The organism is Paraburkholderia kirstenboschensis (genome assembly GCF_904848585.1).
In the GTDB taxonomy this organism is placed as follows: Bacteria; Pseudomonadota; Gammaproteobacteria; order Burkholderiales; family Burkholderiaceae; genus Paraburkholderia; species Paraburkholderia kirstenboschensis.
The window spans coordinates 86,256-99,671 of record NZ_CAJHCR010000020.1; the positions used below are offsets into that span (position 1 = coordinate 86,256).

Consider the following 13,416-nt stretch of genomic DNA (forward strand, 5'->3'; position numbering starts at 1 on the left):
GGGGCGCCTCAATAGCGCCCCTTCTTGTTGGGCGTTCTCCGGCAAGCCGATGTGCTTTGAGCCGTCAGTCGCACGACACCCACAACCAGCCGCAGCGCCTACTGGCTAGCGAAATCATTGACCGTCTCCCTTGCATCACGCCGGGGACACATTCGTAGTAGCTCCTAGGGTAGACACTAAGACAGTTAGGAAATTTATGGCACATGGTGATATATAATAGAACGCAGGGGTCGCTGAGATATGAACCGCTATTGCATCGACGATAGCTGTCTTCTGCATTTAGTGAGCGGAGCGGCCGACTGTGCGCCGCAGCGGGTCATTGCGGGGCGTCCGACCGAACAGTGGCTCGACAGCGTGGGATCGACGGGCGAGCATCGCCTGCCTTGCGCTATTCCTGGCAGTAGCCGGCCATCTTTCTCGTGGTGGAGACGATATGAAAGAGTCAGCTGTCTACGCTGATTTTGAAATCATCAGTGAGACGAGAGACGAAGAGTGCGCGATCGGCGCATGCGTCTGGGTCGACACGGTGGTGAGGCACGCGGTGTCCGGTGAAACCGTCTATGCATGCGTCGAACCATTTTCGGGGTTGGGCCAATCGGACGCGATCGAGCGAGTAGCGCTGGATCAGGCGCTCGAGCATGCCCGTGACTCATTGAAGCGACGGCTGGGCACACGCTAGCGCACGAGGCAGACCTTCCTTGAGCAGTTAGACTGCAGGTATTCGCCTATCGGCATCCAGACTGCGACTCGCAGCTCAAAGCCGCCAGTCCCGGCAGGGAAAGGCGCGGGCGAATATTGGTTACCGGCAGCCGCGCAAAAACAACCGGCGGCCGCCACACCAACCGGGGGGTGCGTCCAGACAGACCGCAAGCGCTGACGGCCGCGCGGCGCTCCGCCATGTTGGGCGAAGGTGGAAATAGCAGGCGATCAAAGACCGATGAACCAGGTCTGGACATCCATCTCTTCGGCCCAGATCTGTACATCGAGCATCTCTTGAAGCTCAACGGTTTGCCCCCGATAAACACAGCAGAAACCGTAAGCAGTCCGGTAGACGATCGCCCATTGTGGTGCCTCTTCGGGTTGAGCTACGCCCTTTCCTGCTAATACCTGCTCCAGGTCGTCGAGATGGAGTACCTTGCCGATGCGTTCTCGAAGGCCGCTCAAGTCATGTGTCAGTTTCATTTCTCGCTCCATTGCCGTCGCGGCCCTTCCATCTCTTCTTACCTTTGCGGCCAAACGGCCAAACAGTGTCGCGCTCTGGCCGATCTTCGGCCTGGCCCGGAAATACCCGGATGCTGCTGGCGACAGCGTCGGCGATGTGTTCTTTGGCAATCACGCCAAGCACGCGGTCGGGACCAACGCCTTCCTGCCGCCCTACCACAACCGCCATCGCTGCATGGCTTTTCGAGAGGCGTGTGATGACGCGAAAAGCGACATCATTTGCCTGGACGACAACGAAATTGCGCTGCGCGAGTGCACCGACCGAAATATGCGGCGCGCCATGGCTAACCGCGCGGCGCAGGCCGGTATTGATTCGAATCACGCCGTATATCTCATGCGCCCTCGTGACGACGACATGCCGGAAAGCCGCGCCTTCCGACCGGACAAGCACGTCACTGAACGGTACATGCTCATCGAGCACGAAGACATCGGTCTCCATAATCTGGGCCGCGCTTTGCACGAGGAACATGTTCGCGTGCAAAGCGTTAGGAATCGGGTGTCCGCGCCGCACGAGCTTAAGCGTATAAATACTTTCCGGTGACAGTAGCCGCCGGGCGCCCAGGCTAAAGGCAACCGCAATGATCATGGGCAGCACCATGTCATAGTCCCGGGTCATTTCGAAGACCATCGCGACCGCGGTCATGGCGGCACCCGTGCCGCCGCCGACCATCGCGCCCATACCCACCATCGCAAACGCGGGAGCGCTGATGGGCGCGTGCGGAAAGACCATTGCTACAGCCGACGCAAATGACGCTCCGAGCGTAGCACCGATGAACAGCGATGGCGAGAAGACCCCGCCGGAAGAGCCGGAACCCAGACTGACCGAAGTTGCCAGTGTCTTGCAAAGCGCCAACAGCAAAAGGAAGACCCCGCCCTGCAACTGTCCGTACAGTGTCGCCTGGATTGTCGCGTAGCCTACGCCTTCGACGTAATAGTGACCCGCGTAGCGCCACAGGAAATACATGGTCACACCAACTATCAGCATCCCAAGGGCGTGACGGCCGTAACGCTCGGGAATCTTGTCGAATGCATCTTCGGCCCAATGCAGTGCGCGGATCAGTAGCGCGGCGGCGGCGCCCGTGACGACACCAAGTAGCGCATAAAGAATCAATGTCAGCGCACTGCCCGGTTGGTTCGGAATTGCTCCGAGTTGCGCCGGAACAAAGAACGCCGGCGCGGCACCGAAGAAGAGTCGACCCAGGAAAGTCGCCGTGCCTGTTGCAATCGCCACCGGCAAAAAAGTGTTGACGCTGATCTCCGGCATCATCAACTCAGTGGCGAAAAGCACGCCACCAATCGGGGTGTTGAAAGTCGCCGCGATGCCTGCGCCGGCTCCTGCCGCAACCAGCGTAATACGCTGGCCAGCCGTCATGGCGACGAGCTGGCCAAGGGTCGAGCCGAGTGCAGACCCGATCTGGATGATCGGCCCCTCCCGCCCGACCGCCGAGCCGGAACCGATCGCCAGTGCCGAAGCAATGGATTTTACGACTGCCACGACCGGCCGGATAGCGCCGCGTTTGTAGTAGATAGCGTCCATCACCTCGGGCACGCCGTGCCCTTTCGCCTCGGGCGCGAATGTACTCACAATCCAGGTAACGGCGAGTCCGCCTATGACGGGCACGAGCACCACGAATACACCCCACGGGGCAGGGGCGGTAAAGCGGCTGGCGTCGTAGTCAAATGAGAGATGCCCAAGGAAAAACGCGTTGTGCACCAGCCCGATCAGCCCGCGAAACCCTACGGCGCCGAGGCCGGTCACGATACCGACGATGAACGCGAGGAAACATAGCCAGTACAGAGCGACCTGCACGGCCGAATCGCCGTCGTCGTGGGTCAGTGCGCGTGGCTGCACCGGCGCGACCTCGACGTGATGCTCATCACTGCCGGTGCCCCGCTCAGGCCGGCTGGTTTCGCCTTTCATCGCTTAGGTTCCAGGAAGGAGCTATCGTGCTATTACATCGTAGTACATCGCACCCGGCACGAAACCGATCAGCACGCCCAAGAAGGAAATCGTCCGATCCTGAACAGTCAGATTGCTGAAATTGAAGTCAATGGACGCCTATGACAGTTGCCTGGCGAGTGGCCGGAAGCTGTCCTGACCTTCATGGAACGGGCGCCAGGCTGTGCCACAAACGGCAGCTGTCTACCTCAAACGGCGGCCGGCGCTCACGGGGCGCTCAAAACAAACGTGGAACGGTCTGGCACTCTATGACATATGCGCAAAGCCCAGCCCCGTTGTTCCTCGCGCCGGCGCGGCCCGGAACGGATGCACTATTGCCTGACTCTTTCGGCGAAGGCCCATCCAAACGATTCCATCTCCGACTTGTGAAGCGCCGCCAGTTTGAGGAGACAGCGCTCCCCTTTGGCCGTGAGATGCACCTGGACCTGACGACGATCCACCCGTCCCGGCTTACGTGTCACAAAGCCGGCCGCTTCGCATCGTGAGACCAGCGCCGCGGTGCCATTCGGCGCGGCCTGCAGCCGCTCGGCGAGATCACCGACTGTTGCCCACTCGCGGCCGGGAAACCCTCTCACATGAAGTAGCAACTGGTATTGCAGTGGCGTTATCCCCGCTGCGTGAGTAATCTCCTCGGAAAACCGGAGAAATTGCCGTAGCTGATAGCGGAACTCAGACATCGCCTCCAGATCCTGCTTGCCTGGAACCGAAACCATTGCGCCTTTGCTAGAACCCATCGCACCTCCCATTGCGTTCGCCAATGATATTGAAAATACGTCACCTTGTGACTAAACTGAAGCGTGGTCCGCTTCAACTGACTGGCTAACCCGGGCCTCTGCTCTGGTAGCGCGGCCAATTGAAAACCCACGATCAGGAACCACAGGTGATCGGCGCGCACTTCCCATCTGAAGGGCAAAGACAAACACTTCGAGCCGATCAATATTGCCGCGACGAGCAGCGTGAATCGGTGTGTGCCCTCAAAAATGGTCACAACCATATTATCAAAGCGTGTTGAGGTTCGCGCCGACAAGGCCGCGAGCCGCGACATGACGATCTTTAGGACGTATAGCAGCGTGACATAACTAACGAAGTTGGAGATACATGCATTGCTCCACTCCGTAGCGGAAATGCCGAGAAACGAGTTGACATCAAGCCGCCGTTTCATTGTTCCACCGAGCGTCGAATGGCGGGTGTTACCGATGTAAATTCCCTAAACATAGGTGGCCGTTCTGTTCGGGAACGACAGAGATAGTTCCTCGCAAAGTCCGATGCAACGCGCCCGCTTCCAGGTGGATGCGCCACGACTTCTGCTATCGATTCAAGGCAACGCAGTTTTTCAGCTGTCGAGCCTGCATACGTTCCGGTCGAAGGTCCAGCGCGTCGTTCGAGTACCACGCAAGTGATCTAGGATGCGACGGTCGTTTGGTACCTGTAGGTCGGGTCTGCGACTCGTTGCCAGCCTGCCCGGCGCGACACGGGCAGCACGAGTAAGCGCCGTAGTCGGGTGGCGCCGGCATTAGCTCCTGCGGCTGCCCGACAACCTGCTCGAGCCGGCGACTGGAACGACGCGATCACGTGAACTGAAAGTGGGCAATCGTAATCACCGGGAGAGCCATGCGAGAGCATAGAATCGCCGTATTGTGCAGTGTCGGCCACTATGGTCCTGCTGCAGCCGGGAACTGTGGCATCACCGAGTATCCAGATGAGCCAGAAGCAGCCCACCAGCGCAAACGGTACCGTGGACATCAGCAGGAGCGCGTCCGCAACCGAGTTGAATGTGAAGAACGGCCCGCCATCGTGCCGCTCACGAATATGATCTTGCGCGAAGTCAGCTGTGCCATCAATACAGCGCCTGTGTTGGCCGCGGAGCTTCGCGTCGTCACCTCGATGCCGGCGCAAAGTTTCGCAATTTAGATGGTGGGTACCGACGGGACAACGGAGCCGAGGTTCGGGTCGACGAACACAGTCGGGTTGTTGCCGCCGCCGCTGAAGTTGAACAAGCCCATGATGCTGCCGGCCGTCGCATCGAAAGAACCGCCGCCGATACGCTGGCTGCCCAGCCAGTTGTCCTCGATGAAGCGGACAACAGATGCCTGGCTAATCGGCGTGTGGTCAACGTAGTTAACCTTCGCCCACGGCGAAATGACTAGGAACGGAATACGCGTGCCCGGACCGCATCGACCATTGACCGGAGCGCCCTTCACGCCGTCCGGAGCCGTTCCCGTACCGCACTTACCCGCACCGTTTAGCTGGTCCGCCTGAGCGTCGAACGACGAGCTCGTCGGATTCGCATAGGCATGGTCGTACCAGCCATCCGAATCGTCCCATGCGACGATAACTGCGGTGCTCTTCCAGTCAGGTTGCTGCTGCAGGAAGTTCACCACCTTGGCCGTGAACGCCTGTTCGTCGAGCGGGTCAGAGTAGCCTGCATGGCCATCCTGAAATGCCGGGGCTTTGATGAAGCTCACAGACGGATAGTTGCCCGCCTTCACTGCCGCGAAGAAGTCATCAGAGTCGTACTGGTGATTGGCCGGTTCCGGCGTCTTGCCATCAGGCAACGTGCTGAGGCCAACAGTCGACATCGAGCTCGGGCGCGTGTGCTCCGGATTTGCCGTCGATGCGTAGTACTGGAACCAGTTATGGTGCGGGATGTAATCGGCCGTCGCCTGACCGACTGCCGGGGCTACAGTACTGCGCTCGCAGCCGGTCGTACCGTTGCTGTTGGACGTTGAGAGGTTGAAGCCGCCCATGAAGCCGCCCCACGTAATGTTCCTGGCGTTGAGCAGGTCGCCGATGTTCTTGCCGGACATCAGAATCGGGTCAGTCGTGCTGGAGCACACGTCGTTTGCCGGGTCGGCGTCATTGATTAGGGTGACGCCACCTTGACCGTCGTTCACGTAGTACGAATGTGATGCCGTCGTGAGATTGAACGGCTGCTGGCTGGTCTCGACTAGTTGCACGCCGTTAGTCTGACCAGAGATTACCTCTAGAGCTCCGGGTGTTGACGGTCCAAACGTGTCCGTGTAAGCGTTGTCGCTCATCGCAAAGTGCTGAGCGTAGTTCCACAGGGCCGTCACTGTATTACCGTCGTAGTAGCCCATGACCTGGCCGGTCGTGCCGAATGCACCTGCTCCGCCGCTCGACTCTTTACCGGTATAAAACGGGAAGAGGTCAGCGGCACCATTGTTATACGCCTGCTGCTCTGCCGTATATGCGTGGTTCTGGTCAGCCGTTGCGGCCTGCGTGCGGTCCAGACGGAACGGATTCGCGGCGCCCGCGCCGTTCAGCGTATTGATGAAATTCGGATTACTTGTCAACAGCGACCCGCTCAAACCGTTGACCATTGGCGTGCCATCAGCGGCCGTGAACGCAGGTTCGCCCGACGGGTTCGTCGCGTTCGGATACGTCGCAAAGTAGTGGTCGAATGAGACGTTTTCGTTATAAATCACAACCACGTGCTTGATGGGGGTGGCCGTCGTCGACTGGTTCTGTCCCAAGACTGGGGCCGATGTGTTACCACTGCCGCCGCACGCATAAAGCCAGACGGCTAAAGCGATACCTGGTACGCCAAGCAGGAAGGCTCGAGAAAACATATGCGCTAACTCCAAAGTCTTTTTGCTGACGGTTTTTCGTCTGATGTTCTAACGCCAAACAGGCGGGGCAGGGAGAGCCTTCAAACCGCCACACCATTAACCGGTCGTTTCGGGCAAATGGCGCCTAGGTTTACCTCGTCCCCTACGCCAGTGAGTGCGAAATAAAAGCAGAGGGTTCATCGCGCCAGTAAACGATGTCTTGGCTTGCGACGGCGGAGCTGGCAGGCCGCGCCTCTGCGAGACTCGTTGATGCTGTCCCTGCTGTCCCTGCTGTCCCGGCACGGCGCTCCCTGCGCAAAGCTAACATAATTTTTAGGTCGCCGACTCGTCGCCTTCTTTGGTGGTGCCCTTATCGCTGGACCGTATCATGGGGCGACATCTGTGCCGCCTATAATCGCGCACCATTCGCCGAAATCAGTCGACGGGGATATTGGCAACAGAGTTCAAAACATGTGGCATATCAGGGTATCGCAATCGCTCAACTGCGCGCACAAGCAACTGGCTGAAGCCAAGGAACGAGACACCCGCCTCGTGTTGAACGAAATCGTGCAAAAGATGGGTGAGTACGGCATCTCCGTCACCGAGTTGACGGGTCGCAAGCCAAGCGTTCAACCGAATGAGCTTGCAGCAAAATACCGCGACCCTGTAAGCGGCTCAGCGTGGAGCGGCCGTGGGCGAGCGCCCGCCTGGACTGCCGGCAAGGACCGCAACGAGTTTCTGGTGGATAAGCGTGCGGCCCCGCACGCTATGGTGCGAGAGGCGCTATTTCCTGAAGGACATTGAACAAGTCCCGGTGCTCCACCGTCTCATGTGGGGTTACGCCTTCACCGGCCCTTTAGCGTCACCTTGCGAATTGCTTTTCGGCGGGTCGGGCGGCGTCAGGTAGCCATGCGCAAAGGCTGCCGTTCATCGGGGTTCACATCGCAGCCCTGGCTCGCAGCAGGCCGTAGGTCGACCAAACGTGAGGCTCTGAACGCCTACCCAACGTCGCTGCGAAAACGCTCCGCTTTTTCGGGTCTACAGAACCGATACAGCTCTGCTGCGTTTGGGACGAAAGCGCTTGCCTGTAGCTCGCAAGACGGTGGCAGCGACGCAAGCCAGTCCAGCATTTTCGCGTCGTCGGTAGGCGATACAGTGTTTACCGGTCCGAAGAATAACTGGTGATAACAGGGCGGCGCCAAAGCCGGCCCGCTCTGGCAGATTCAGAGCGGCCAGAGAAACGGAACCCGGCTAAGGCCAACAGTCAATTGAGCCTCGAGTTCGTCCGCCAGCTATCAGAGTGGAGTCTAACTTCTCACGGGCGTTGACCGACACGACGCACTAGGAGCACCATGCGCTCGTACGTAGAAGGGTCGCCAAGGCCGCACTACGGCTCCGGAAGCACCGAGCTCATCCAGGGTAATTTTTCTAATGCCCCGCCGCTTCATCCGGAGTACGAAGATTGTGAGAGGTCATCTGTCTTCACCGGAACCAATGGACTGACGTTGTGCATCGTCGTACTGCGGTTCCGCCCCGATAACATCACTTTTGCCGTAGCCCGCCCTCGTCGCAGGCGGAGTGGAGTGCGCGGGGCGGTGGGCCAGCCAAGCTTCGGAGGCTGTGGTGCAAATAGGGCGTGCGAGCGAAAAGCCGCTGGCGTTTCGCTCGCCTCAAGGAGCTGAAAGGACTGCCATCCAGACAGCAGGCGCAGTAGTCTCTTTGATGCGTACGTTGGTAACACCGAACTGATCTTTGCGAATGCGATGCATCAGTTCGATCGCGGAGATCGTAACGGCCGAATTCCTGATCAGCTACGTCATGACGATCGCCGGGCCCGAGCCGCTGGAGACGCTGCGCTCGGCAATCGATTACGAACACTATCTGACGCGGCAACTGCAGCCCGTTGCCGATGCGATTCTGCCGCTGCTGCGCTGGGATTTCGAAAACACCTCCGCGTCGGGCCCGCTCCGCACTTCCATGTAGTGTGACCACGCGTTGCGCCGCTGCCGTTCTTCCTTGAGCTTCATGGCGCCTTCGGAGCCAGGCTTGATCTTCGCGAGGTCGGTGCCGATCAGCCCTGCAATCGTGCTGCGCACTTCGGCCGCCTTGGCGGCGTCACCGCCCGCCTGCCCTTCGATCACGCGTTCGAGCAGATTGACCGCGAACGTGACGCCGCAGGCCTTGATCGCCTGCACGTCGCACGGCGCGAGCAGGCGCACACTAGCCTCGCGGGCCAGCACGAGACTGGCTTCGATCAGCGGACCGACCGGCCTCAGCGGCTCGCCGGGCGCTGTGCGAGCAAGCTCGGCGGCATCGCGACGGTGGAACAGACCGGCGGTGGCCGGCACGAAGCGCGTGATGTCGAACACCTCGCCGCCGCGAACCACGACGACGGACCATCGACCGGAGCCGGCCGCCACACGCGTCCGATCAGCAGCGCGCGGTCGAGGTCGTCGGGAAGAAAATGTGAATGAAGAGAGTGCGTATGGTCAGGTCCCGTGCGTATTGGTTTAACTTTGATGGATCACAAGCCGTGGTCCGGGTTCGCGTTGTCGCCGCACGCTCGACCCGACAATGGCATGGCACGCGGCCGCCCCCATGCCGCGTTGTCCATGTCTCAATTCGAGCGTGCCGTCACACATTCCATAGCGTCGCGCATCGCGTCGTCGAAACTCTGCACCGTCGCGACATGCCGGTTGTCGACAATGGACGAGCCATCCTCGCGCCGAACAGCACCAGCGAATGCGGCGCTCTTCGAGCAGACACGAAAGCCAGCGCCAGAGGTCGGCGTCTTCAGCGTTCGCGGCAAGGGCGGCCCGCTCGCCCATCATTAGAAGATCTTCCCTGGGTTGAGGATCGCGCGCGGATCCAGCGCCGCCTTGATCAGCCGCATGGCCGTGATCTCCGCTTCGGTGCGCGTGTGGCCGAGAAAAGCCTTCTTTTTGACACCAATGCCGTGCTCGGCGGACACCGAGCCGTGAAATTCGCGCGTCACGTCGTAGATCAGGCCGTCGATCTCGTCGTGCAGTCGCCCTTCCGAACCGGGGATATCGACAACGATATGGAGGTTGCCGTCGCCCAGGTGCCCATAGATCATGACTAACGCATCAGGCCACCGTTTCTGCAAACGTTGCTCGCAACGCGCGGCCACCTGCCCGACTTCGCTGATCGAGAAGCTCACGTCATACGCGCTATGATGCGGAATAAACTTCGGATACTCGCCGGGCGCATCGCGGACCGTCCAGAAAGCGAGCGCATCCGCTTCGGACTGCGCAAGCGCCGCATCGCTAACTACCCCCTCTTCGAGCATTTTGCCGAGAAACGCCTCGAATGCCTCGGCATGCGGCCCGGGATCGCTGCCCACACTTTCGAGCAGCACGTAGTAAGGATGGCGTCTGTCCAGCGGTGCGCGTAACTGCCCGAGATTCGCCAACACGGCATCGTAATAGCCGGCCCACATCACCTCGAAAGCGGACACGCCAGCGGACAGCTGCGCCTGGGAGCAGGCCAGCAATTTCGTTACAGCGTCGTAGTCGGGCAATGCGCACCATGCGGTGGCGACGGCCGTCGGCCGCGGACGCAGGCGCAGCACTGCCCGCGTGATCACCGCAAGCGTACCCTCGCTGCCGATCAGCAGATGCCGCAGATCGTAGCCGCTGTTGTTCTTGATCATCTTGTGCATGCCGCTCGTCACTTCGCCGTTGGCGAGCACAGCTTCGATACCGAGCACCTGGTCGCGCATCATGCCGTACTTGATCACACGATTGCCGCCCGCATTGGTCGCGAGATTGCCGCCGATGGTGCAACTGCCACGCGCGCCAAGGTCGAGCGGAAAATAGAAGCCAGCATCGAGCGCGGCCTCCTGAACGACCTGCAGGGATACGCCCGCCTCGAGCGTCATCGTCGCCGAGGTGCGATCCACTTCCACAATCCGGTTCATCCGTTCGAGGCTCAGCGCCACTTCGCCGCCAAGAGCGTTCGCTCCGCCGACGAGACCCGTCAGGCCGCCCTGCGTCACGACGGGCTGAGAGAACGCGTGGCACACGCGCAACGCCTTGGCCACGTCCTCCGTACTGCGCGGCCGGATCAGGGCGGCCGGCACCGCGCCGGGCACCCCACTCCAGTCCTGCAGCTGGCGGCTGCCGAACTCGGCCGGCAACTGCACCAGATCTGCGCCGAGCTCGGCAAGCAGCGCATCGATTACTGTCGATTCCGACATGTCAGGTTTCCGTTTCAGATGTGTGTTTCCGATATCTTGCGATCACGACCGTTCACCAGATCGTGTGGCCACCGTCTATCACCAGGGCCGAGCCCGTCATGAACGCGCTCGCTTCGGACGCGAGGAAGATCACGCCCGGCGCGATCTCGTCGGGCGTCGCGAGCCGTCCCATCGGCGTGCCGTTCACCCAGGCATCGCGCCAGGCTTTGGACTGACGACTGGCCGCTTCAGGGCAGCGGAATTCCACTGGCCGCTTTCCAGCGATGAGTTCAAAGAGAGGACTGACGCAGCCCGACCCGGTGCAGACAGTCATTATCGTGCGAACTGTGCGGCGCGTCTCGGAGTGCAGCGGACACTCTCGGGATGAGGTCGTTAGCGGATTCTCGGCCGAAGCTCTATTGGGTCACCGAAGGACAGCGGGTCGGCATTTCCGCTGCGGCTTTCGACGCGCTGATCGACGAGTATCGACCTCGTGTCGCCATAGCGATTTTCCGATAGACGTCGCCGACGCGGTATTCGTCGGCATACGCGGCCCCGAACGGGAACTCGCGAGTAAGCCGTCAGTAAAAGTTGGCGATGAAATTGCGCAGTAAAAGTTGTCAGTGAAAGTAAGCCCCAAAAAATCCGGCGCATCCGACGGACTATGCTACCCCTCGATGCGACTACCTAAGTTTCTTACAAAATAATGAACGACTTCGATTCGTCTATCGAAACATATCTGTCCAACATACACTTCAGTCATTTCGCGACCCAATCCATAGAAGCCATCGCCGATCTTTACACCTTCAAAGGCCTCGTACTCATTCCCGTACTGTGGTGGATGTGGTTTCAGCAGGACGAACGCCGCGAATGGCGGCGAGAAATGGTTCTCGCGACGCTTCTCAGTGGCGTCGTGGCGCTCTTCGTCGGAAGACTGCTGACTCACTGGTTGCCGTTCAGAGTGCGCCCCGTCTATAGCGCCGAACTGCATCTGCACTTTGCAGGTAGCGCTATCAAGGACGCACTGCTGACAAGTTGGAGTTCCTTCCCAAGCGATCACGCGATGCTATGGATGGCGGTCGCCACCGGCATCTTCCTCGTGTGGCGGGGGATCGGTGGGCTGGCGATTGCCTATACCGTGCTGTTCATTTGCCTTCCGCGCGCCTATCTGGGCTTTCACTACCCAACCGATTTGCTGGTGGGCGCCGCCGTGGGAATCGGAATTGCCTATGTCGTGACGCGAGATGCGATCCGCGTGCGCTACGCGACTCCGGCGCTGCGATGGATCGAACGCTGCCCGGGGCTTTCAGCGATGCTGGCCTTTATTCTGTGCCTCGAACTCGTTACGCAGTTCGACGAACTGCGCAAGCTGGCGAGCGGTGTGTTCAAACATCTATGAACCACGCATTGCGGTGCGGCGCCGGGAGCGTGTCGGGAGTGGCGCCCGAGCGAGTGGATTTTATCCAAACTAGGTTCATCGACGTGACACGCGTCGTTGTGATCGAACGGCCGCTCAGAAAGGCGGAGCAGTCCCACGAATGTCCATGTGACGGCTTAGATGAACGTCGCTTCATGGCCGACTTCTGCCCACGTGGCGCACGAGGTCACGAACGTCGGCAACGATCGCAGCCAGTTGTCGAACATGGCCGCCCAGGCGCGGGCGGCTACCGGTATTACCGATCTGACCGTTGTTGCCGACCGGGGCTACTTCAAGAGCGAGGAAATCCTGCAGTGCCATGAGGTGGGCATTACGGCCTTCGTTCCTAAACCGCTGACTTCGGGCAAGGTCGCTGACGGTTACTTCGGCAAGCAGGATTTTATCTACGTTGCCAAAGATGACGAGTACATTTGCCCTGCCCAGCAGCGGCTCAACTGGCGTTTCACAAACATCGAACATGGCATGCCGCTGCATTGCTATTCGAGCTCGGCCTGTACCACCTGCTACATCAGGAAACAATGCACATCAGGCAAACAGGCTCGCCGGATAAAGCGCTGGGAGCATGAGGCCGTCGTTGAAGCGATGCAGCAACGGCTCGACCAGAAGCCGGACATGATGCGCATACGCCGTCAGACTGTCGAGCATCCATTTGGTACGCTGAAGTTCTGGATGGGCGCGGCGCACTTCCTGATGAAAACCCGCGAGCATGTCAGCACTGCGATGAGCCCTCATGTGCTGGCGTACAACCTCAGGCGCGTCATGGCGATCCTGGGCACTGGGTCGATGATGCAAAAGATGCGGGCCTGAGGACCGACTTGCATCAGGTCCGCTGTGCCGGCGCGCATCAAGGCGCCCAGGCACCTCTGCTTCTCTCAACGTCATCAAGGACCCGATAACCGTAAGACCGGCTCAACGAGGCCGACGACGGCCGTAATGGCTCGTTGGGAAAATCCTCGGGGCGCCCGCGCCGCGTTTTTACACAACCCGGACCCATTTCTGCCTCTCGGCCGAGGGCCGCGACAACGGCAAC

General features: G+C 60.0%; 9 protein-coding genes and 3 pseudogenes. 4 read left to right on the top strand and 8 right to left on the bottom strand.

What is annotated here, in order from left to right:
- Window positions 1–433 precede the first annotated feature (433 nt).
- Complete coding sequence (locus JMY24_RS32575; RefSeq protein WP_128591753.1) at window positions 434–679, top strand: hypothetical protein; 246 nt, start codon at window positions 434–436, stop codon at window positions 677–679.
- 248 nt (window positions 680–927) lie between these two features.
- On the opposite strand, the gene JMY24_RS32580 is transcribed toward JMY24_RS32575, so the two are convergent.
- The 4 genes from JMY24_RS32580 to JMY24_RS32595 all read right to left on the bottom strand — a co-directional run bounded on the left by JMY24_RS32580 (window position 928) and on the right by JMY24_RS32595 (window position 6,771).
- Complete coding sequence (locus tag JMY24_RS32580) at window positions 928–1,182, bottom strand: hypothetical protein (RefSeq protein ID WP_164853506.1); 255 nt, start codon at window positions 1,180–1,182, stop codon at window positions 928–930.
- Complete coding sequence (locus JMY24_RS32585) at window positions 1,166–3,142, bottom strand: chloride channel protein (protein ID WP_236597620.1); 1,977 nt, start codon at window positions 3,140–3,142, stop codon at window positions 1,166–1,168. Before JMY24_RS32585 ends, JMY24_RS32580 begins: the two co-directional genes overlap by 17 nt.
- Window positions 3,143–3,492: 350 nt before the next feature.
- Entirely contained in the window at window positions 3,493–3,915 is a 423-nt protein-coding gene (locus JMY24_RS32590; RefSeq protein WP_128591446.1) for a MarR family winged helix-turn-helix transcriptional regulator, read from the bottom strand.
- Between the two features lie 1,173 nt (window positions 3,916–5,088).
- Window positions 5,089–6,771 carry a phospholipase C gene (locus tag JMY24_RS32595; RefSeq protein ID WP_128595175.1) on the bottom strand — a complete coding sequence of 561 codons (1,683 nt, stop codon included), beginning with the start codon at window positions 6,769–6,771 and terminating at the stop codon, window positions 5,089–5,091.
- Between the two features lie 450 nt (window positions 6,772–7,221).
- Here JMY24_RS32595 and JMY24_RS32600 point away from each other — a divergent pair, with 450 nt between their 5' ends.
- Complete coding sequence (locus JMY24_RS32600) at window positions 7,222–7,554, top strand: H-NS histone family protein (protein WP_128595176.1); 333 nt, start codon at window positions 7,222–7,224, stop codon at window positions 7,552–7,554.
- Between the two features lie 866 nt (window positions 7,555–8,420).
- Here the strand turns inward: JMY24_RS32600 and JMY24_RS39895 are convergent.
- The 4 genes and pseudogenes from JMY24_RS39895 to JMY24_RS39435 all read right to left on the bottom strand — a co-directional run.
- Window positions 8,421–8,561, bottom strand: a pseudogene (locus tag JMY24_RS39895) (IS6 family transposase); the annotation flags it as partial.
- Between the two features lie 111 nt (window positions 8,562–8,672).
- A pseudogene (locus JMY24_RS32605) lies at window positions 8,673–9,256 on the bottom strand (fumarylacetoacetate hydrolase); the annotation flags it as partial.
- 324 nt (window positions 9,257–9,580) lie between these two features.
- The gene (locus JMY24_RS32610) at window positions 9,581–10,969 is read right to left on the bottom strand and encodes an FAD-binding oxidoreductase (protein WP_128595177.1); all 1,389 of its coding nucleotides are present in this window, start codon (window positions 10,967–10,969) and stop codon (window positions 9,581–9,583) included.
- Window positions 10,970–11,021: 52 nt separating this feature from the next.
- The gene (locus JMY24_RS39435) at window positions 11,022–11,216 is read right to left on the bottom strand and encodes an SDR family oxidoreductase (RefSeq protein WP_279387486.1); all 195 of its coding nucleotides are present in this window, start codon (window positions 11,214–11,216) and stop codon (window positions 11,022–11,024) included.
- A gap of 438 nt (window positions 11,217–11,654) precedes the next feature.
- On the opposite strand from JMY24_RS39435, the gene JMY24_RS32620 reads away from it, so the two are divergent.
- Both JMY24_RS32620 and JMY24_RS32625 read left to right on the top strand, forming a co-directional pair.
- Window positions 11,655–12,347, top strand: coding sequence for a phosphatase PAP2 family protein (locus JMY24_RS32620; RefSeq protein ID WP_128595179.1), 693 nt, complete (start codon window positions 11,655–11,657; stop codon window positions 12,345–12,347).
- Window positions 12,348–12,539: 192 nt separating this feature from the next.
- Window positions 12,540–13,193: pseudogene (locus JMY24_RS32625) on the top strand (transposase); the annotation flags it as partial.
- Window positions 13,194–13,416: the final 223 nt, after the last annotated feature.